This is a genomic window from Prolixibacteraceae bacterium (genome assembly GCA_019720755.1).
Taxonomy (GTDB): domain Bacteria; phylum Bacteroidota; class Bacteroidia; order Bacteroidales; family Prolixibacteraceae; genus Halosquirtibacter; species Halosquirtibacter laminarini.
This window is the reverse complement of the sequence record CP081303.1, coordinates 1,878,573-1,900,507: the sequence shown is the minus strand read 5'-3', so window position 1 is coordinate 1,900,507 and position 21,935 is coordinate 1,878,573. Positions and strand designations below refer to the sequence as shown.

At 35.3% G+C, this 21,935-nt stretch carries 17 protein-coding genes; 6 read left to right on the top strand and 11 right to left on the bottom strand.

The genetic code is table 11. From position 1 onward, the window contains the following. Positions 1 to 156: 156 nt before the first annotated feature. Together K4L44_07620 and K4L44_07615 are read right to left on the bottom strand one after the other, a co-directional pair. Positions 157 to 1,179, bottom strand: coding sequence for a 2-oxoacid:ferredoxin oxidoreductase subunit beta (locus K4L44_07620; GenBank protein QZE15691.1), 1,023 nt, complete (start codon positions 1,177 to 1,179; stop codon positions 157 to 159). Then, a complete protein-coding gene (locus K4L44_07615) occupies positions 1,173 to 3,029 on the bottom strand; it encodes a 2-oxoacid:acceptor oxidoreductase subunit alpha (protein ID QZE15690.1) in 1,857 nt (618 codons plus the stop codon). The genes K4L44_07620 and K4L44_07615 overlap by 7 nt, the downstream gene beginning before the upstream one ends. Before the next feature lie 217 nt (positions 3,030 to 3,246). Here K4L44_07615 and K4L44_07610 point away from each other — a divergent pair, with 217 nt between their 5' ends. Beyond that, the gene (locus tag K4L44_07610; protein ID QZE15689.1) at positions 3,247 to 3,777 is read left to right on the top strand and encodes a gamma carbonic anhydrase family protein; all 531 of its coding nucleotides are present in this window, start codon (positions 3,247 to 3,249) and stop codon (positions 3,775 to 3,777) included. 107 nt (positions 3,778 to 3,884) lie between these two features. On the opposite strand, the gene K4L44_07605 is transcribed toward K4L44_07610, so the two are convergent. The 7 genes from K4L44_07605 to K4L44_07575 all read right to left on the bottom strand — a co-directional run bounded on the left by K4L44_07605 (position 3,885) and on the right by K4L44_07575 (position 12,905). Beyond that, complete coding sequence (locus K4L44_07605) at positions 3,885 to 4,292, bottom strand: nitrophenyl compound nitroreductase subunit ArsF family protein (protein ID QZE15688.1); 408 nt, start codon at positions 4,290 to 4,292, stop codon at positions 3,885 to 3,887. Between the two features lie 35 nt (positions 4,293 to 4,327). Next, the gene (locus tag K4L44_07600) at positions 4,328 to 4,627 is read right to left on the bottom strand and encodes a metalloregulator ArsR/SmtB family transcription factor (GenBank protein QZE15687.1); all 300 of its coding nucleotides are present in this window, start codon (positions 4,625 to 4,627) and stop codon (positions 4,328 to 4,330) included. Positions 4,628 to 5,275: 648 nt separating this feature from the next. Then, positions 5,276 to 6,256: a leucine-rich repeat domain-containing protein gene (locus tag K4L44_07595; GenBank protein ID QZE15686.1), complete on the bottom strand. Its 981-nt coding sequence runs from the start codon at positions 6,254 to 6,256 to the stop codon at positions 5,276 to 5,278. 166 nt (positions 6,257 to 6,422) lie between these two features. Continuing rightward, entirely contained in the window at positions 6,423 to 8,756 is a 2,334-nt protein-coding gene (locus tag K4L44_07590) for a family 20 glycosylhydrolase (GenBank protein QZE15685.1), read from the bottom strand. Positions 8,757 to 9,316: 560 nt separating this feature from the next. Further along, positions 9,317 to 10,675, bottom strand: a complete 1,359-nt coding sequence (locus K4L44_07585; GenBank protein QZE15684.1) for a YjiH family protein — start codon at positions 10,673 to 10,675, stop codon at positions 9,317 to 9,319. A gap of 377 nt (positions 10,676 to 11,052) precedes the next feature. Next, positions 11,053 to 12,291: a M48 family metallopeptidase gene (locus K4L44_07580; GenBank protein ID QZE15683.1), complete on the bottom strand. Its 1,239-nt coding sequence runs from the start codon at positions 12,289 to 12,291 to the stop codon at positions 11,053 to 11,055. Between the two features lie 2 nt (positions 12,292 to 12,293). Next, positions 12,294 to 12,905: an HD domain-containing protein gene (locus K4L44_07575; protein ID QZE15682.1), complete on the bottom strand. Its 612-nt coding sequence runs from the start codon at positions 12,903 to 12,905 to the stop codon at positions 12,294 to 12,296. Positions 12,906 to 13,175: 270 nt separating this feature from the next. Between K4L44_07575 and K4L44_07570 the strand changes: the two genes are divergently transcribed. The 4 genes from K4L44_07570 to K4L44_07555 are packed head-to-tail and all read left to right on the top strand — an operon-like array spanning position 13,176 to position 16,853. Beyond that, the gene (locus tag K4L44_07570; protein ID QZE15681.1) at positions 13,176 to 14,051 is read left to right on the top strand and encodes a hypothetical protein; all 876 of its coding nucleotides are present in this window, start codon (positions 13,176 to 13,178) and stop codon (positions 14,049 to 14,051) included. A gap of 17 nt (positions 14,052 to 14,068) precedes the next feature. After that, positions 14,069 to 15,391, top strand: a complete 1,323-nt coding sequence (locus K4L44_07565) for a DEAD/DEAH box helicase (GenBank protein ID QZE15680.1) — start codon at positions 14,069 to 14,071, stop codon at positions 15,389 to 15,391. A gap of 5 nt (positions 15,392 to 15,396) precedes the next feature. After that, a complete protein-coding gene (gene nfo, locus K4L44_07560) occupies positions 15,397 to 16,242 on the top strand; it encodes a deoxyribonuclease IV (GenBank protein ID QZE15679.1) in 846 nt (281 codons plus the stop codon). After that, positions 16,200 to 16,853, top strand: coding sequence for a hypothetical protein (locus K4L44_07555; GenBank protein QZE15678.1), 654 nt, complete (start codon positions 16,200 to 16,202; stop codon positions 16,851 to 16,853). Before nfo ends, K4L44_07555 begins: the two co-directional genes overlap by 43 nt. Before the next feature lie 42 nt (positions 16,854 to 16,895). Here the strand turns inward: K4L44_07555 and K4L44_07550 are convergent, their stop codons facing one another. Further along, a complete protein-coding gene (locus K4L44_07550; GenBank protein ID QZE15677.1) occupies positions 16,896 to 19,415 on the bottom strand; it encodes a prolyl oligopeptidase family serine peptidase in 2,520 nt (839 codons plus the stop codon). A gap of 271 nt (positions 19,416 to 19,686) precedes the next feature. Between K4L44_07550 and K4L44_07545 the strand changes: the two genes are divergently transcribed. Beyond that, complete coding sequence (locus tag K4L44_07545; GenBank protein QZE15676.1) at positions 19,687 to 21,432, top strand: aminopeptidase P family protein; 1,746 nt, start codon at positions 19,687 to 19,689, stop codon at positions 21,430 to 21,432. On the opposite strand, the gene K4L44_07540 is transcribed toward K4L44_07545, so the two are convergent. Beyond that, positions 21,429 to 21,932 (bottom strand): sigma-70 family RNA polymerase sigma factor, encoded by a 504-nt coding sequence (locus K4L44_07540; protein ID QZE15675.1) that lies wholly within the window; start codon positions 21,930 to 21,932, stop codon positions 21,429 to 21,431. The genes K4L44_07545 and K4L44_07540 overlap by 4 nt on opposite strands. Between the last annotated feature and the right edge of the window lie 3 nt (positions 21,933 to 21,935).

Below are 21,935 nucleotides of genomic sequence, written 5' to 3'. Positions count from 1 at the left end.
TAGGATTCTGAATAGTGTAATTCGTTAATGTCTGTTTTTTCGAAACTTCGTTTTATCTGTTCAGTCTGTTCAAGAAAAGCAATGGTATCAAAATTTAAAAAGCCCTTTGAAAGATATTTCAAAGGGCTTTTTCTGAAAAATTATATCACTTTCGATTTATTCAACTTCCCAAGTGTTTCCTGAGAAAAGAAGATCTTCAACTGATTTAATCTTAGATGTTTCTTGAACTTCTGCAATTTGTGCTTCCATGCACTGATCGTAAACGAGGTCATCTACTTCACGAATCACACCGAATGCTACGGGATACTCGGGAAGTTTCATTTCAATTAATTGTTGGTGGATGAAGCCATCTTTATCTCCTGCGTCATGGACAAGAATGTCTTCTAAAGTAACACCATTCTCACCAATAGTTGCGACTTCAAGACGTCCTCTTTTATTAATGACAATCCCCTTGTCTTTTTCTTTACCAAAAACCATCGGCTTGCCATCTTCAAGATGAATTTGACGATCTTCACGATGTTTAGGGTCCGTAATTTCTGTATGAATATTGTGATTGTATATAACACAATTTTGAAGTACTTCCACTACAGAAGTTCCTTTGTGTTGTGCTGCAGCAACAAAAACATCATGGCTTTTCTTTACATTGTTATCAATAGCACGAGCAAAGAAAGTACCTCTAGACCCCAAAACCAATTTACCAGGAGTAAAAGGATCCTCAACTGTACCGAAAGGGGATGTTTTTGTTACTTTACCACGATCACAAGTAGGAGAGTATTGTCCTTTGGTAAGACCGTATATTTTATTATTGAATAATATTACATTGATGTCGACATTACGTCGGATCATATGAATAAAGTGGTTTCCACCAATGGCAAGTGCATCACCATCTCCTGTAATTTCCCATACAGAAAGATCTGGGTTTGCACTTTTAAGTCCTGAAGCGACTGCAGCAGCTCTACCGTGAATAGTGTGAAATCCGTATGTATTCATATAGTATGGAAATCGAGAAGAGCATCCAATACCTGAGACCACAGCATACTTTTCAATTGGAATTGCAAGAGTAACCATTGCTTTCTGGATTGAATTGATAATCGCATGATCACCACATCCAGGACACCAACGAATTTCGTTCGGTGATTTTAAATCTTTAACAGTATATTGAGTATTATTTTCTAACATGATAATGTTCCCTCCATTTCTTTAAGGACACGAGTTTTGATTTCATCTGTTGTAAAAGGAAGACCTTCCAATTTATTCATTTGCATGAAACTAATATGAGGAAGTCTGTTTCTTAAGTATAATGCAAATTGACCATTATTTAATTCACAAACAATAACCTTTTTATATCTAGATAGAATCTCTTCTGTATTTCTTGGTAGAGGCTGGATGTAGTTAAAATGAGCCAACGATACATCAATATTGTCAGCACGAAGTTCACGTACCGAACTTAGTAGATGACCATGAGTACCGCCCCAACCAACAACAAGAACTTCTCCACCTTCTTTATTTCCATAAACTTCTAATTCGGGAATCATATCGGCAATGCGCTCTACTTTTTCAGCACGAATATCACTCATCTTTTGGTGGTTTGCAGGATCATGGCTTACATTTCCATCTTCTCCTTTTTCAAGGCCTCCAATTCGATGTTCAAACCCCTTCATCCCAGGATATGCCCACTCTCTAGCTAGAGTTTTCTCATCTCGTTTATAAGGTTGATATGTTTCAGTATTATGAGCATGAGAAGGGGTAATTTCTGGAAGATCTGCGATTCTTGGAAGTCTCATCGGTTGACTACCATTTCCAAGGAATCCGTCTGTAAGAAGGATTACTGGAGTCATTCTCTCCATTGCAATTTTACTTGCCATATATGCATAATAGAAACTGTCGGAAGGAGATGATGCTGCGATCACAGCCAATGGAGATTCTCCATTACGTCCATAAAGTGCTTGTAATAGGTCTGATTGTTCTGTCTTTGTTGGAAGACCTGTTGATGGACCTCCACGTTGCACATTGATGATTACTATTGGTAACTCTGCAATGACAGCGAGACCAATCCCCTCTGATTTTAGAGCTAAACCAGGACCAGAAGTAGATGTTACCGCAAAATGACCACCAAATGCAGCCCCAATTGTGGTACAGATACCAGCAATCTCATCTTCAGCTTGAAACGACTTTACTCCTAGATCTTTGCGTGCAGCCAATTCTTGTAGAATGTCTGTAGCAGGGGTAATTGGATATGAACCGATGAAAAGAGGCTTTTTAGCTTTCTCTGCAGCAGCAAGAATACCCCATGCAGTTGCTTGATTGCCATGCACAGTTCTGTAAGTACCTTTTTTGATAGGAGCAGGATTCACTACATACCTAGGTGTCATATGCTGCATGTTCATTCCGTAATTGAAACCATCATGAAGCACTTTAAGGTTTGCTTTTACCACTGTAGGCTTTTTAGCAAACTTCTTCTCGATAAAATTCTCGATGTAATCAAGAGGGCGATTGAACATCCAACAGACTAGTCCTAACGCAAACATGTTTTTTGAGCGTAGAACCGATTTGTTGTCTAATCCAAACTCTTTTAAACTCTCTTTAGTGAGGTTTGAGATTGGTACCGGAAGCTTTCTATAGTCATGCAGATTTAACTCTTCAAAAGGTTCATCAGTCTTGAAGTTTGCCTTTTTTAGATTTTTTTCTGTAAAACTATCAGAATCATAAATGATGGTTCCTTGTAGTCTAATGAATTTCTCATTTGCTTTTATAGCAGCTGGATTCATTGCAACTAGTACTTGTGCTAAATCTCCCGGGGTATTAATCTTATTTGCCCCAAAATGTACTTGAAATCCAGATACACCCCCAACAGTTCCCTGTGGTGCACGTATTTCTGACGGGAAATCAGGAAATGTTGATATATCATTCCCATGTAAAGCAGACGCATCTGAAAATAGTGTTCCAGTTAATTGCATCCCATCTCCAGAGTCTCCAGAGAATCGGATAGCAACTTCGTCCAATTCTATAATTTTAGCTTCGGTAGACATAATTGGATATTTGTTTAAATTTTGGCTATTGCCTAATAGTTTTTTATGATTATTGCTCAAAACCATAACAAAATGTTATGATATTTCGTATAGTAATGGCATAATGTTAAATGTTGTATATGCAAAGTTAAGTATAAATGTTAAAAAGTCGTTCCTTAAAAAGTCATCATTTTAATTATTTCGTACATTAGCTGATAATTTATAAACATTATACATTATGGCTTTACTAAGACAGCTCAAAGGTAAAACACCGAAAATTGGGAAAACCTGTTTTTTGGCAGAAACAGCAACTTTAATTGGAGACATAGAAATTGGAGACGGCTGTAGTATTTGGTATGGAGCAGTTCTCAGAGGAGATGTTCACTCAATTCGTTTAGGGGATAATGTGAATGTCCAGGATAATGCAGTAATACATGCAACGTATAAAAAATCTCCAACAAATATTGGGAATAACGTTTCGATTGCTCACGGAGCAATTGTACATGGATGTACAATTCACGACAATGTTCTAATTGGAATGAATGCTGTCGTTTTAGACGATGCAATTATTGAACCGAATGCAATAGTAGCAGCAGGTGCAGTGGTTACAAAAGGAACAGTAGTTAAGTCTGGTTCCGTTTATGCTGGTTCTCCTGCTAAAAAGATCAAGGAGTTAAGTCCTGAATTACTAGAAGGTGAAATTAACCGAATTGCAAATAGCTATGCTATGTATGCAAGTTGGTATCAGGATGAGAGTCAAGAAAAATAAAATATGGTTATTTTTTAGCCCTGATATTCTATTCAAGAAGATGGGGATAATTGAGTTTGATACACAATTATCCCCATTGTTTTTACCTGTTAAAAAAATAATACTCTTTAAAGAGTAATTTCTGTAAGTTTTTTCTCTAAAATCTTTGTCAATTCATCAGGATGATAATCCGCATTATCAAAAGCCATATCTGTGAGGTCTATGACGCGATCAGAACATATCAATAGCAAAGTCTGTCCCTCTATTTTTTTAGCTTTTACAAACTCTTGTGACTCTGGTTTGTCGATGTTAATTGATTGAAAAGAGTAAGGTGCATTATCCTGTTCAACTCTTTTCTCTATATACGATTTAACTACCATCTCAATTGCTTGGCAAGTCGTACATCTTTGTGTGAAGTGGAAGTAAACAACTTCTACTTCCTTACTATTTTGTTTGACACTATTTTTGCCAAAAAGGTTTGTTGTAACACAAGCAACTAAAATTACAGATGTTATTAGTGTAATAATCTTTTTCATGTTAGGTAGATTTGATTTGAATGCTTTGTTGGGTACTATTCATTGAAAAACGATCCAAACAATTTTTGTGCTCGCTTCCAGTTCTCTTTATTTAAACAATATTTTATTCTTGGTCTTTGAATCTCTCCTTGGATCAGACCTGCACTTTTTAGCTCTTTTAAGTGCTGTGAAAGAGTTGACTTTGCAATGGGTAACTCCTCTGTAAGATCTCCACTATAACAACAGCTTAATTCACTTAATCTATTTAGAATATAGATTCTGATAGGGTGGCCTAATGCTTTTGCATAGCGAGCCATTTCGTTTTGATCTGGTGTAATATTATTTTGTGAATTCATCTATGTATACTCTTTTGTGCAAAATTGGATAAAAAATGGTAAACTCAAAAGAAAAATACAAATATTACAATCACAGAAGGTTATTTTAACCCCTTAATAATACTAAAAACGAGGCAGTATAGTTTATTTGTGTAAAGTATTGATATATAGCTTGATGAATGGTGCGAATTTATACATGTTAATATGTATTTACACCATTCGTAGTTTGTCTTTATACAATAATATATACTACTTAGGAAAGGTAATGTCTTACATAACCTAATATTTTAATGGAGTATAAAAATATAATCTAAAGTAATACTTTAGGTATATGTCTTTATTCTATATTAATTATATTTTACACACAAAAAGTAGTCCAAAGTGAACCCGTGTTAAGTAGAGATTTGTAAGTGTTATTACTCATATTGCATCATAATTGTTCTTAGTTATCTTGCTGTTATATAGTGGTATAATGGTGTTGTGTTAAGTGTTTGTTTAGGTAAGATCTTGCAGTGAAAATATCTTGCTGTTTAACTAAATCATATGGGCCATACAGTTATTTTTTCTTCAAAGCAGTCTTAAATATATATTCAAGTTGTAACTACTCCACAATGGGGCTACAACTTGATAATGGTTAGAATTATTGAAAAAACAATTATTGAAGCATAGTTACTTATTTGAAAATATCTTGTTATACATTTTCCAATTATCTTCTTTTTTGTATGTGGTGCTATTGGGTATAACGATAAGCTTAATTGCACTTCCTGCAAATGCATCCTCTCCCAATTTTGTTAGAGGTTCTTCCGTTCGTTCTAACTCTATTCGTTTTAATTTCTTGCAATTTTCAAAGGCTTGTCCTTCGATTTCAAGTATAGAACTAGGGAATCGAATTGATTCAAGTTCTGTACAACCCATAAAAGCAGCTCTTCCAACGGTTTTAAAATTGTGATGAAGTATTACTGATTTTAAACGAGTACAACCTTGAAAAACTGGCCCCCAAAAATGTTTAAGTTTTAGATTAGGACGGACTTCTATAAGCGATGTACAGTTCTTAAAAGCTGCACCTAATACCACTTTCAGGTTTTCGTTAAAGTGTACTTTTTTTAATGATTCACAATCTTGGAAAGCCCATTTTCCAATTTGAAAAAGATTGGTATTGAAATTGAGCTCTTCTATCGCACTACAGCCCATGAATGCCCATGATTCTAGTGTGGTAAGTGCTTGATTGAATTTTATCTCCTTAATGTTGCTACACCCCCAAAAAGCGCCTCCATCGACAAGTTCAAGTTCTTTAGGAAGAATTAACTGAGTAAGGCTACTACAGCCTTTAAATGCCATATCCCCAATTTTAACGATTGAATTAGGAAATTGTACATCACGAATCTTAGTGTTGTTTAGAAAGCAATAGGGGGCAATTTCTCGAATAGAATTAGACCTGTCAAAAGTAATAGTTGTATTGTCTTGTATTTTCTCTATCGGTAATAGGGGATTTTTTTCATCACCAGAGCCAAGAGTAACAATCGGAAAATTGTCTATTTGCGAAGGGATTCTTCCGTTAAAGGAATCTCCTACAAATTGAACTAAACAGATACCTTTTTCATGACTATTAGGGTCCAAAAATGAGTAATTCCAACCATCTGAAATGTTCATGTATACCATAGTATTAAATTGTTGTCTTTTACAAATATATAAAAATGTATAGTTCTATTTCTGATTTAGGTTCCATTAAGTCATATTAAATAAATGGCATAAAAAAAACGTACTCTAAATAATCTTTAGAGTACGTTTTGATTATGCAATTATGTGACGATAAATATTATTTAATAATAATCTCATCAGCGAACAACCAAGAAGGCAAACCTTTCCCTCCATGCCAATCTGGGCAATTCCCAATAGTATGTGCGATCACATGAAGATAACGTGCCTTAACAGGTTTCTTTAGCTCTAGAGGGTAGTCATAATATGTAGGCATATTTTCTACAGAAAATGGATTCTTAATAGTTCCTAATTTATGATACTCTTTGCCATCTGTACTATAAGAATAGCTAACCGCTTTAGGTAAGAAGATCCAAGAACCTGGACTATAAAGGTGATGAGATTGAAATGATGAGATATCTTTCATTTTACCCATATCTAGTATTACGTCCATATCTGTTCCTTCAAAACCAGCCCATTGTCCATCAGTAAAGGTTTGAGTCCCCATTGTACAGTTTGTTAGAAGGTGATTTCCTTTATCAGGATATTTTGAACTAGGGGCAAATTTATATGTAACTTTTGAGTCTGATGCTTTATGAACATAGACTTTTCCTGTAGTTGTTTTACTAATAGCAATACCATCTTTAATCTGAATTGCTTTGATCGTGGTTGTCTTATCTACAGAAATGTCATGTGTAAATTTATTACTTTGTTCATTTGGCTCCGATCCATCAGTCGTATAGAATATCTCACCATCTAAAGATGCAGCTGAAAGATGAATGAAGTTTTTCTTTGCTTTTGTATCATATTTCGTTTTAATATCTATGTTAAAAGCACTTTTTGCAAAATTAATTCCTGCCTCTTTGTAACGTTGATACTCTTTCTGCATTCTGTGTTGGAAGTCTTCCCAGTTACGATTCTCTTGGTTTGTCCATGCTACTTCACTCATGGCAGCCAATCTTGGGAAGGTCATATATTCGGCATGAGAAGCATTAGGAACATGCTCAGTCCAAAGGTTTGCTTGTACTCCCATAATGAACTTCGATTCTTTACTATTCAGCTCTTTTGGAATAGGGTTGAAGTCATAGACTTTCTTTATAGGTAAGTTGGCACCAAATGCTGTAGGTTCTAAGTCTCTAGGTCCTTGATAGTAATCAAAATAACAATGTTGAGTCGGTGTCATTACTACCGGATGGTGCATTTTAGCAGCTTTAACTCCTCCATTCATGCCTCTCCATGACATAACAGCTGCATTAGGAGCAAGTCCTCCTTCAAGAATTTCATCCCAACCAATTAGCTCTCTTCCATTTTTATTTAAGAATTTCTCCACTCTCTCAATGAAATAGCTTTGTAGTTCATGAACATTCTTTAATTTCTCTTTCTTTATTCTTCGTTGACAATCTTTGCAGTGTTCCCACTCTTTTTTATCCGCTTCATCTCCTCCAATGTGAATGTATTTTGAAGGAAATAATTGCATCACTTCTGTCAACACATCCTCTATAAAATGAAAGGTTTCATCTTTACCAGCACAGTAGATGTCTGTAATTGGCCAAAGAGATCCTGTCGGAACAGCTAGTTTCTTACCTCTACATGAAAATTCAGGGTAAGCCGCAAACAGAGCAGTAACATGGGCTGGCATCTCTATTTCTGGAACTACTGTTATATTTCTATCTTCAGCATATTTTACAATCTCTTTAATTTGTTCTTGGGTATAGAATCCTCCATATTTCTTTCCATCTTGACGATCTTCTGTTGGTCTTGCACCCCAATCACGATCTTCATAATCAGGTCTCCATGACGAGATCTCCGTTAGTTTAGGGTATTTCTTGATTTCAATTCGCCACCCTTGATCATCTATTAGGTGCCAATGAAACACGTTCATCTTTAGGCGAGCCATTCTATCAATGTTCTTTTTGATATAATCAACAGGGAAAAAGTGACGAGAACAGTCTAACATCATTCCTCTCCATGCAAATCTTGGTGCATCTTGAATAGACAATGCTGGTAGATCAAAAGATTTAACTTGAGGATTTTTAGCTTCAATGGAAGCTGGAAGCAGTGCTCTGATGGATTGCACCCCATAAAAATAACCCGCATAATCGACAGCAGAGATTACAATTAGGTCATTTTCGATATCCAATTTATATCCTTCTTTCGTTTTGATTGAAGAATCTTTAGAAAATTGAATCTGATTATCGTTTGCCTTATTTTCTGTGATCTTAGGTATAATTCCTGTTTGATTGTCGAGAAGTTGAATTAATTGAAGTGCAGCTCTCTTTTGTATAGCAGTTTGTGCTAAAATGGAAGTTTGACTAGAGATATGGAATACTCCCTCTTTTTTTTGTAAAGATTGAGGTTTTGGTATGATCCCCGTGTCAAGATCTTTTTTTGAATGATTACATGATATGAATGAAATTAATATCATGAACACAAAACTTAGCTTAAATAGTTTCATAAAATCAAGTGTGTTTTAATTGTTTATGTATGGTGAAAGTATAAAAACAATTTGTAAATTTTCGTTAAAAAACAATACAAATAATTCTACTTATAAAGATGACAAAAAGATATCATATTTATATGTTTCGAATTAGTTCAGTTACAGGGTGTATTCCTCCTCTAGAAGAACGGAGGATTGAATGGAAACTATTCTGAATAGGGCGTTGTACGTTTAATTTGCTTGCCCCAATTGTCTTGTCTGAAAGAATTTGTTCATTCACTAATCTAGCGTATTCTTTCTCTCTCTCTAATTATAGAAGTTGAGGAGGGGCGAGTGTAAGATTACGATACGTGGGTGGAATAGAAACACAGAAACGTACTAATAAGTCAAGGATTTGTAAATCAATTCTGAGCAAAAGTAAAATTGCCAATATTCGAATCAATGAAATCTTCTAAATAGTAGAAAAGACCTTAAAACAAAATGAGGAGAGACTGTGGAAGGGTATTGTAATTCAGTTATAATATACTCCCTCTTATGAGCAATTTAAGACTCTTAAGAGGGAGTAAATGTTCGTCTATTTAAAATACCAGATGAGCTAGTAGTGCAATGATAGGAAGAGATATTAAAGTTCTTTCAAGAAAGATAATGAACAGTTCCCAAAGATTGATTGGAATTTTACTTCCAAGCAAAAGAGCCCCAACCTCACTTAAAAAGATCAATTGAGTTACGGATACAGCTGCAATAATAAAGCGAGTTAATTCACTAGTAATAGAAGAGGCCAAAATAGATGGGATGAACATATCTGCAAATCCTACTACCATACACTTGGATGCTTCCGTTGCCTCTGGAATCTGAAGAAGGTTTAGTAGTGGAACAAAAGGTTTTCCTAACCACCCAAATATTGGAGTATAGGTTGAAATAATTAGTCCTATAGTACCGATTGCCATCACAACAGGAAGAATTCCAATAAGCATATCTAAACTGTTTTTAAGCCCTTCAAGCAATATATGTATTGGTTTCTCAATTTTGCTTGTTGTTTTCACTGCATTATAAAAACCATATTTAATTACATTTTCTCCCTCAGGAATAGCCTCCTTATCATATACTTTGTCTGTACCATCAATCCATTTGTCTGTCTTTCTTGACAATGGAGGGATTCTTGGAACAATAATAGCGACAATGACCCCAGCAAAACAGACAATCGCATAGAAAGGAACGAAAAGATGGTCTAGTTTGACTTGACTAAGAATAACCAAACAAAAACTGATCGATACTGCGGAAAAAGTGGTTCCAATTACCGCTGCTTCACGTTGAGTATAGGACTTTTCTTCGTATTGTTTGCTTGACATGATAATTCCTACACTTCCATCTCCTAACCATGATGCCAGGCAGTCAATAGCGGATCTCCCTGGAAGATTAAAGATAGGTCTCATTATTTTAGTCAACCAAGTTCCAAAAAGTTCCAATAGACCAAAGTGCGTTAATAGAGGAAGAAGGAACCCCGCAAAGATAAAGACAGAAAAAAGTGTCGGTAGTAGCTCATTAAATACAAATGTACCAGTATCTGCATTCAAAATAAGCTCAGGTCCCTCATTGAAAAGTACCATAAAACAGAACACTGTTCCCAATATTCTTAAAATCCCCCATATTGGTTTTACTACAAAGAGTGCTTTTAAAAAGCGATTCTTGTATATAAAACGAGGCTTGGCAATGATTGCAATTAAATACCCTATGCTTGCAATAAGCATCACAGATATAATCAATGACGAGATATTGTCTCCAATAATGAATAATAATTCATCTTTTAATATTGCAATTGGTATCGAAAAACTGTCCTTATAGGGAATTGGAGTCATAAAACAGAAAACTCCAAGGATTGAAGGGATTGCGAATAGTAAAATATTACGAAGTGTATAGATGTTTTGATTTTTATGCATCTTCTTTGCTGTATATGTTGTATTTATGGTTTTAAAATGATACTGCAAATATAGTTTGCTTTTAATGGATAACAAATAAGAATCTTGAATGTTGGAAGTGGAATACCTTTTATTGATATAGAGATAGAATGTGAATATATATTCGTTGGTGGGGTGAATAAACAGGTTTGATGTTGTATATTTATACAGTATGTCCTTGTGTTTAAACAAATAGAATAGGTTTCTATTGTCTCCTCAATGGGGTTTTATAGAGAGCAAAATGAGGGCCTGTTTATGGTATTAATGTAAAATGTTAAATAATGCTAAAAACAGAGACGGTCCAATTGAATTAATAACCAATTGGACTGTTCTATATTTTTAATGTTTAGCAATGAATGCTAATCCTTCTGGTTTAGATTGTCTATTCTTTGTTCTAATGTTGGATGAGAGTAGGTGCAAGCTACAACCCAAGGATGGGGTGTAAGATTTGAAAGGGAGTTTTTTGAAATCTTTTTTAATCCTGATATAATTGCATCTTTAAGTTTGTATTTTTTTACAAAATTATCTGCTTCATATTCGTTCTTTCTACTAAAGATAGAGGAAATTGCAGATAAGACCTCGGTTACTGGTGACAATAAAAAAGAGAACAATAGTAATGAGAGTTCAAAAGTATGCTGTGATGATCCCATTACGTGAGAAGAGGTCGGTTGGTTAAGTATGAGAGAAAAAATGTATAGAATTACAAAAGTTTGAATCCATGAAAAAATCATACTCTGTATCACATGTCGCTTCTTTGCATGTCCCACTTCGTGTGCTAGAACTGCGATGATCTCCTCTTGATCTAATTGATCAATTAGCGTATCAAACAGAACAATTCTTTTTCTTTTTCCAAAGCCAGTAAAATAAGCATTCGCTTTTGCAGATCTTTTAGATCCATCCATGACATATATCTCCTTAATCGGAAATTCTGCTTTCTTTGCGAAATCCATTATTCCTTGTTTTAATTCTCCCTCTTCTAAAGGAGTTTGTTTATTGAAAAGAGGTACAATAATAGAAGAATAGAAGAATGTCATTATTAGAGAGAATCCTACAATAACAATAAATGCAAAGATGTAAAAGTTTTCCCCTATTGTGTGATATAGTAAAATGATCTGTGAAAGGATCCCCCCGATAAATAGTCCAGAAAGAAGAAGTCCTTTAATAGCATCTAAGATAAAGGTCTTTTTGGTACTTCGATTAAACTGATATTTCTCCTCAATTACAAATGTTGCATAATATGAGAAGGGGATACCTAGAAGAGAAGAGCCCATACCAAGTACTCCTAAAAAAAGAAGTGGTTGAAGTATATAGTGTGTTGTATATTGTCCAATCCATTGATCAAGTGCTCCGAATGCTCCTGTATAAAACAAAATGACCGTTATCAAAGTAGAAAAGGTGTTTGAAATGATTCCTATGGTGTTGTTCTCTTTCCCATAGTTTTGCGACTTCTCATACTCCTCTTTGCTATAGAGGTCTTGTAATGATTTTGGAATAGGTGCATTTCGATTTTTATTGTTCAGAATAGAGAGTGTCGTGTCAAACAGATATTGACCTATTATTATGATGAGAATAATAATGAACAGAGTAGAAGTTTCCATATTTACTTAATTAAATAGCATTCGTTTTTTATTGTTTGAACAAAATGATCCATAAAAGCGGTCCTCTCTTTGGCAAGTTCTTTCCCTTTTATAGTTTCCATTAAGTCCTCTAGCTTAAATAGTTTTTGATAAAAGTGATGGAGTGTGGAGTCATTGTCCTCCTCTTTGTCGCTATAGAGAGCCCTGTTTTTTGACCCACCAAAAGCAAAGGCCCTAGCAATTCCAATGGCGCCAATTGCATCTAGTCTGTCAGCATCCTGTACAATCTTAAATTCAATACTTTTATTGCTTACCGGATTATTTTGTTGTTTGCTAAAAGAGAGATGTTCTACAATAAATAAGACCTCTTCGATAATATTCTTATCGATGTTTAGGTCGACAAGGTATTTTTTTATCCAATCTAAGGAACGGATCTGTAATTTTCTATCGGCAACATCATGAAGAATAGATGCCAAAAAAACAGTGGTTGAATCACTTCCCTTTTCTGTTTTACCTATCTCTTCAGCCATTTTAATCACTCTATATACATGAAGCCAATCATGACTCCCTTCTTGTGATTCAAAAAGAGCCTTTACATCGGAGATAATTTTCTCTTTAACTATATCTGATATCATTTAATTTTGATAATTGTGTTTAACAAACTTAAATAGTTTCCTGTAAGAATCGAAATAAATTGTAGGTATTATGCGATCCATTCATAAGGAAATAGTATAGTTTCATCGAAACTATACCTTTAGTTGAAAAAATCGAAGCTCAATGGAGAGCAATTTTGAAGATTCATAATAAACGGTGAAGTTTTACCTAACGACCTTTTTCGCTATACAAAGGTGATTATATTTTCCTACCTTTGTACATTGGTTATAATTTAGGAAATATAGAGGAAGGTGAAAGAGAAAGAGTCAATGCAGGTTTTGTGTTTAGGATTAGCTACAGTAGATATCCAATATAGTCTAGATATGATGCCTAGTCGTAACGAAAAAGTAAAGGTGTCCCCACCTTTATTGTCTATAGGTGGACCTGCTACCAATGCAGCAATCTTGGCTTCTGTTTTGGGAGACTCTGTGATGCTTCACACCGCTTTTGGGCAAAATGGTTTTACCCCTATTTTTTCAGAGGAGATGAAACGATACAATATCTCTTGTGTTGATTGGATACGATCTGTTCCTGCCAATCCAATAATAGCCTCTGTCTTTACCCATTCCGACAATGGAGATAGAGCCATAATATCTTCTATTCCATCTTCTGATTTTCAGGGTTCTAGAGCTCAATATGCCTGTGGTTCAATGGATGCCATTTTGGTTGATGGGTTTTATATACCTTACTCAATTTCTGTCCTTTCTAAACTTAATAACAATGATACTTATGTGATCTTTGATGGTGGAAGTTGGAAGGAGGGGCTTAACGCCCTTTTAAAATGGGTGAATATTGCTGTTTGTTCCTCTGATTTTTATCCTCCTAATTGCTCTTCTACGAAAGATGTTTGTGACTATCTTTGGACTTTCCCTAATATTGAAAATATTGTAATTACGAATGGTTCTAATCCTATTCAATGGTTTAGTCGTAGCGAATATGGTTTGATAGAGGTGAAAAGGTTAGAGGCTGTTGATACATTAGGGGCTGGCGACTTTTTTCATGGCGCTCTGTTATACTATATAACCAAAAAACCTTTTATAGAAGCACTAAAGTGTGCAGCGGATGTAGCCTCGTTAAGTTGCCAATTTTATGGCACTCGTACTTGGTTTAATAAAATAGAAAAATAGATACAATTAAATATACTATGAGATTCGAAGATCTTAATTTAAGTAATCCTATACTTAATGCTCTAAACGAAAGAGAATTTACAACCCCAACTCCAATACAAGAAAGAGTCTTTTCTAAGTTCATGTCGGGTGTTGACTTTCTTGGAATAGCTCAAACAGGAACAGGTAAAACATTGGCTTATCTTCTTCCTGCACTACGATTATGGAAGTTTACAAAAAGTCCTCTTCCTCAAGTGTTGATTGTCGTTCCTACTAGAGAACTTGTAATTCAGGTAGTAGAAGAGATTGAGAAACTAACTCCTTATATGAATGTCCATCCTGTTGGAGTTTATGGAGGTGCAAATATCAATACACAAGCCCAAACAATTATGCAAGGGCTCGACTTTTTAGTAGCCACTCCTGGTAGACTTTTAGATTTAATACTTAATGGGGTATTAAATACTAAGAATATTAGGAAATTTATTATTGATGAGGTCGATGAAATGTTAGATCTAGGTTTTCGTCCTCAATTGACTCGTCTTATGGATCTACTTCCTGAACAACGTCAAAATGTGATGTTTTCAGCTACGATGACCGAAGAGGTGGAGACGTTTATTCAGGAATATTTTGGTGCTGTTGATCGTGTGGAGGCTGCTCCTGTAGGTACACCATTGGCTAATATTAACCAAACGTTATACGAAATCCCTAATTTCAATACCAAAAGAAACTTATTACGTATCTTATTGGAAAATGATGAGATGAAGAAGGTGATGATCTTTGTCTCTAATAAGAGGATGGCAGATACTCTCTATGATGAGCTCATTATTGATTATCCTGAGGTATTAGGGGTGATTCACTCAAATAAGGCACAAAATAATCGTTTTAATACGGTAAAAGATTTTAAAGAGGATCGTTTACAATATCTGATTGCTACTGATGTTGTGGCTCGTGGTATTGATATTGAAGGAGTAACTCATGTTATTAATTTTGATATCCCAGAAGTCCCTGAGAATTACATGCACCGTATTGGTCGTACAGGACGTGCTGACAAACGAGGGGAATCTATTGCTTTTGTAGGAGATAGAGAGAGAGATTTCATGGCTGCTGTAGAAACTTTTATGTCGAAGAAAGTGGATAGAGTGCCAAATCCAGAAGATCTTGTCTATTCGGATGTGCTTGTCGATGCAGAGAAGCCTGTTATCAAAATGAAGAATATCTTCGTCAAACAAAAGAAAAGAGAAGTTGGTCCTGCATTCCATGAAAAGAAGCTAAAAAACCAAAAGGTTAATATGAAGAAGACCCGTGCTGAAAAGATGAAAGAGAAATATAAAAAACCAAAAACTAGAGGTCAAAAACAATAAGTTATATGACAAAATATATTGGAGCACATGTGAGTGCAGCAGGAGGGGTTGAGAATGCACCTCTCAATGCTGCAAAATTGGGCGCAACCTCTTTTGCTCTTTTTACAAAGAATCAAAGACAATGGGCTGCAAAACCATTTACACAAGAACAGATTGAAAAGTTTAAACAGAATTGTAAGGATGCAGGATATACTCCTTCACAAATCTTGCCTCATGATAGCTATTTAATCAATTTAGGTCATCCTGAACAAACAGCGTTGGAGAAGTCTCGTAATGCTTTTTTAGATGAACTTCAGCGTTGTGAACAGCTAGGACTTGATCGTTTGAACTTTCATCCAGGAAGCCATCTGAAGAAGATTTCTGAAGAGGAGTGTATGGATCGTATTGCAGAATCTATCAATTGGGCTCTAAAACAAACTAGTGGTGTCTGTGCAGTGATTGAAAATACAGCGGGGCAAGGTTCGAATATGGGCTTCAAATTTGAGCATTTGGCGTATATTATTGATCGTGTAGAAGATAAGACTAGAGTTGGTGTATGTATTGATACTTGTCATGCTTTTACCTCTGGTTACGACTTATCAAGTAGAGATGCTGCAAGCGAAACATTCGATCTCTTTGGTGAAATCGTTGGGTTCAAATATCTTAAAGGGATGCATCTAAATGACTCAAAAAAGGAACTAGGAACTCGTGTGGATAGACATGAATCTCTTGGTAAAGGATTTATTGGAATGGATGCTTTCGATTATATTATGAAGTCTGAACGATTCGAAGAGATACCTATGGTTCTTGAAACACCTAATTCGGATATATGGACAGAGGAGATTGCTCAATTGAAGGAGATGGTGAGATGAAGTGGTATTTAGTTCCATTATTTATGATCTTTTTAACGAGTTGTTTTAACCCTAGAGTACATAGGGGAGACATTCTATTTCGTTCTGCTACTAGTGATAGCTTATCTTCTGCGATTAATAGGGTAACTGGAGCCGTTGGTTATTCCCATATTGGTGTGGTGGACACATTGCATGGTAAGATGGTCGTGATACATGCAACGCCTCATGGTGGTGTGATTAAAAGTACATTAGACGAGTTTTCTAAAGAAGGTGGAGTAGCTCGTCGTGTCGATGTGTTTATGATACGAAAACCTAAGGAGATTCGAATTAACACCGCTTTGAGACACGCAAATAATCTTTTAGGAGAGAAGTACAATAAGACTTATATTATTGAAGATTCTGGCTATTATTGTTCTGAATTTATTTATGATATTTTCAAAGAGGATTCTTTGTTTCAATTGAATCCAATGACTTTCAAAGATCCTGTTAGTGGGACTTTCAATGAGGGGTGGGTTGAGTACTATAAGAAACTAGGAATTGATATTCCTGAAGGAAAGTTAGGATGTAATCCCAATGAAATGTCTAAGAACTGTAATCTAAGGTATGTTTTTTCTTATGGGGAATCTAAATGATATGATATAGAGAGAAGCAATGGAACTTCTCTCTATCTCTTTTTATAATTGTTTAGCTGGGTATAGTGACTCCCATTGTTCTTTCTCTCCTTTTAGTTTGAAGTCGAACCAAGATACAATTGTTTGGTGCCATTGTTTACGTTTCTTGTAATCCATAATCCAGTGATTTTCTCCATCTACCAAAACCATCTCTGCATCTTTCTTTAGTAATTTTAGTGCTAGATAGTACTGCTTACTCTCTCCAACGGGAACATTGGTGTCAGCTGTACCATGAATTAGTAGAATCGAATTTTTAAATTTATCTGCTCTGTAAAGTGGACTTTGTTTTACAAATAGGTCTTTATTATTCCAAGGATAACTTCCTGCAGCCGCAACGGTGCTGTAACTATATCCCCAATAACCTTCGCCCCAATAACTCGTAATGTCGCTAATCCCAGCATGTGATATTGCTGTTTTGAATATATCTGTACGTGTCTGTAGCATCATGGTTGTAAATCCACCATAACTCGCACCTATGCACCCTACATTTTTGGCATCGGCTGATGGATGAGCTTTTAGAAATTGTTTTGTTCCTGCGATAATATCTTCAATGGCATCTTTTCCCCATCCATTTACGTGATAAGAAGAGAAGTTTTGACCAAAGCCAGTAGCTCCACTAGGTTGAAGTACATACACCATGTAGCCTCGTGCAGCCCATAAGTTCTTAGGATATCTTCCCCCAAATGATCTAACAGTAGGCGATGTCCCGCCATAGTAATAGACAATAACAGGATACTTCTTTGTTTTGTCGTAATATGGAGGGTAATAAACACGCCCAGATATATCTACGTTGTTATGGTTTTTGAAATTGAACTCCTCTGTCTTTCCTAGAAGTAGATGTTCGTTGGTAACATTTGCACTCTTCGCAATACATCGATTCTTCTTGCTCTTTATATTGTAAAGATATACCTCTTTATCTTTAGTGATACTAGAACCGTAATAGATGATTTGATTTCCTTTTTTGTTTATACTAAATTGAGAAATAACATCTATATCTGTTGGTAATTCTTCGAAGTGATTCTTCTTTAGGTCGTAATGATAAAGACTTTTTTTATCCTTATTGCTTGCAAGAAGATACAGATTTGTTTTGTCTGTCCACGTGTAGCTATCAATAGAAGGATCAAAGTTCTTAGTAATTGGAGTTACTTTCTTCGTGGTACGATTCCAAAGAAATAGTTGCGAGTCGTAACTGTTTGGCTTGAAACTAGTTTGAATATTCTTTCCGATTCCCTTAAATACAGTTGCACCCGCCTGAACAAGAAGCTTCGAATCATCTGGTGTATAGTTTACACTTATACCTCCGTCTGCCTCATTGTATAGAGTATCTAGTTTAAATGTGTTGAGGTTCATTTCGTATACCTTGGTTCGATAAAAAGGGAAGGCATCACAATCTTGCTGAACAGTAGAGAAGAGTATCTTCTTTCCATCATTACTAATATCTTGCAAAGAGGTGGTAAGGTACCCTGAGGTCAGTTGAATGTCTTGCAATGAATTTAGATCAATCATTCTTAAACCATATCGATTTCTATACCCCGCAATTCGATCGTCTGGTGTGTAGATTCTTTTAAGATCTGTCTTCTTCTCCTTATTTGTTTTTTTACTATAAATGATACGATGGAAATTATCAGAAATATAGAAGCTATATAGCTTTTCAATCCCCTCATATACCAATTTTGTTTCGGAGGTTACTGGATTATAGCTAAGGATGTCATAACCTTTTGTTGACTTCTTTCCATAAACAATTAGGTCGCTATTTTTAACCCATCTCCAGCTTACCAATGATTCGTATCTCCACTCTTTTACTACACGATTTGTTTTCAACTCTCTGATTTGATAACGATAGTGAGATTTCCCATCTTTCATATCATTCAAAATAAAACGGTAGTATTTACCAGAAGGAGAGATCGATGCTCCTACTATCTTTGTTCCATCTAAAAGATCTGATAGAGAAAGGACTCTCTTATAGCTTGAATTCGTAGTAGCATATGCTAATTTTGAATCGTCCACCTTAAGTGTTGAGGTAAATAGAGGTGCTTCTTGGTAATTAGCCATTACTACTGTAAGGTGATGACCTCCAAGTGTAAGTTTCATTGGAATGGAGAGGGTTGTTTTAGCTGTATCTTCATAACTTTTCACCATTTTTTGATCTAAATAAACCTTCACGGGGTTATTTACAGTTAACTCTAATTTCGAATCACTCCATCTGTGACAGTTGATATTTGTTTCAAGAAGGTATAGATTGTTTTTTTTCTTGATATTTGAAGCGACACTTTCCTCTTGAACCCGTGTCCATGGTAGTGTTGCATTGTTTGAAATTTGATCAAAGGCAGTGTGATTTGTTGGGAGTACCTTTTTAAAAGTAGTCTTTTTGAAATTGATGTCTCCTTGAGAACTAAATGCAGGAAGATGTACAACCCCAAGATTCGCGATGTTCCAAGGTTTTGTCTCTGTATTTTTATCCTGAGCAACGGAGAGTTGTTGTGATAGTAGTAGTGCTACAATACACGTAAAGATTCTATTCATGATTCTATATTTTATTTAGGTATCCAAAATAGAGGATAGACTCGTAGTAAAATTATTAAAAATATTAGAGATTATGTATCTATTTATAGGGGGAAGTAAATAAATAGGGAATAAGATCATGTTTTTATTGCTGACTAGAACTCTTATTTATTGGAGACGGTTGACTCTCTATCCTTCATATTGCAGAGTTTATTCATCAATATTTTGTCTCTTTCTTCTTATCTTGTGGCAATAGAATGTTATCATTAGATAAGATCAAAAAAATATAGTTATGAATATATATTCTTCCCGTATAAGCGCTTTAAGAGATGAGATGAAAAAGCGTAGATTAGATGCATATGTAGTTTACTATTCCGATCCTCATTTGAGTGAATACATGCATGATCACTTCAAATTGCGTGAATGGCTGACTGGTTTTACAGGTTCTTATGGCTTTGTAGTAATCACCCTAAATGATGCTGCTCTTTGGACTGACTCTAGATATACTGTACAGGCAAAAATACAATTATCAGGCTTAGACATTGAACAGATACAGGATCGAACTCCTGACACTCCATTATATACCGATTGGTTGTCTCAAAAGATTGAAGAAAACTCTCGTGTAGGTTATGATGCACAATTAATTTCAGCCAAAGAATTTGCAAGTGTATGTAAACCTTCCTCTTTTGTATGGGTTGATAGTGGCGATATTTTTGAAACTATTGCATCAGATATTATCCCTCTAACTTTTAATCCAATATTACTTCATGATATCGCTTATTGTGGAGAGAGTCGTGATCGTAAAATAGAATCGGTTAGAGAGTTTATGCAATCTTATAACATGGATTACTATTTAGTCAGTGCATTGGATGAAATTGCATGGCTGTTAAATCTTAGAGGTAATGATATTGAGTATAATCCTGTTTTTTATTCTTATGTAATTGTCTCTAGAGAGGAGGTTACCCTATACACAGGGTCAGATATCGATGTGAAACACTTTGGGAACCTGAAGGTATCTGTAAAACCGTATAATACATATTTTACAGATCTAAATCATCTTACTGGTGTCGTTGGCTATGATCCAACTAAGTCAACCCAAAAAACGATTGCTTCGCTAAAAGAGAATCGTATAGAAGCAGACTCTCCAATTACTTTGAAGAAGTCTATTAAAAATGAGACAGAGATTCATGGAGCTATCCAAGCACATCTAGAAGATGGGAAAGCGTTAATCGCTTTCTGGAAATGGCTTGAGGAGCATGCCCAAGATGGTTTTACGGAGTATGAAATAGGAGAGAAGCTGCATCAGTTTAGAGCCAAATCTTCCTTGTTCGTTCAAGATAGTTTTGCTCCTATTGTAGGGTATCAAGAGAATGGGGCCATTGTCCATTATAGTGCCTCTAAAGATAGTAAGAAGATTGTTGGTTCTGGATTGCTTTTGATCGACTCAGGAGGACAGTATTATGTTGGAACAACTGATATCACGAGAACTTTTGCTATAGGAGAGGTTCGTGATGTAATGAAAAGAGACTATACCAATGTACTAAAAGGAGTGATTGCTCTTTCTGAAGCCATCTTCCCTAAAGGATATTCAGGCTGTCATCTTGATATTCTTGCAAGAACAGCACTTTTGAAAAATAGAACCAATTATGGTCATGGGACAGGTCATGGTGTGGGTAGTTTCTTAAATGTTCATGAAGGACCGATGTCTATCAGACCTGATTATAACAATCAACCTCTACAAAAAGGACAAGTTCTATCAAACGAACCTGGAATTTATATCGAAGGAGCTTATGGAATACGAATTGAAAATCTTGTCTATGTGAAAGAGGATATCTCTAATGAATTTGGTGATTTTCTCTCTTTTCAAACATTAACAATGTTTCCTTTAGAGTTGAAATTAATAGATAAAGAACTATTGACCCATAATGAGGTTTTATGGATCAATAATTATCATGAATCAGTTAAAGAATCGCTTCTAAAACTTGGTTTAGAAGCCGATCAAGAAGCGTTCTTATTGAAAAAAACGGCTTCGATCTAATCTTTGTATTTATAATCCGCAAGAAGCTTTGATAGCTTCTTGCGTGAAAAATGAATCCTACTTTTCACTGTCCCAATAGGAAGTTTTAACATGACAGATATCTCTTTATAGTGGTATCCATTAATAAAAAGAACGAGAGGTTCTCTCACTTCGTCTTCTAAACTATTTATTGCTTTGTGGATATCCTTTTCTGCTTTTATCGCTTCTGGGCTTGGCGAATAAAAGTCCTTTTGAATATTAATATCCTCTGATTGTTCAAAAGCTCTGTTAATCTTCGATTGTTTTCTAAAATCGTTAATGTAGTTATTCTTCATGATGGTAAAGACCCATGCTTTGAAGTTGGTGTCAGGACGAAATTTGGTCCGATAAAGTAGCGCTTTGAGAAAGGTTTCTTGTAATAGATCTTGGGCTTTCGTAGGATCAGACGTTAGCTTCACTGCAAAAAAATAGAGATTGTCTTTAAGCTGTAAAAGGTTTTCTTTAAATTCTAAAGTTGTCATAAA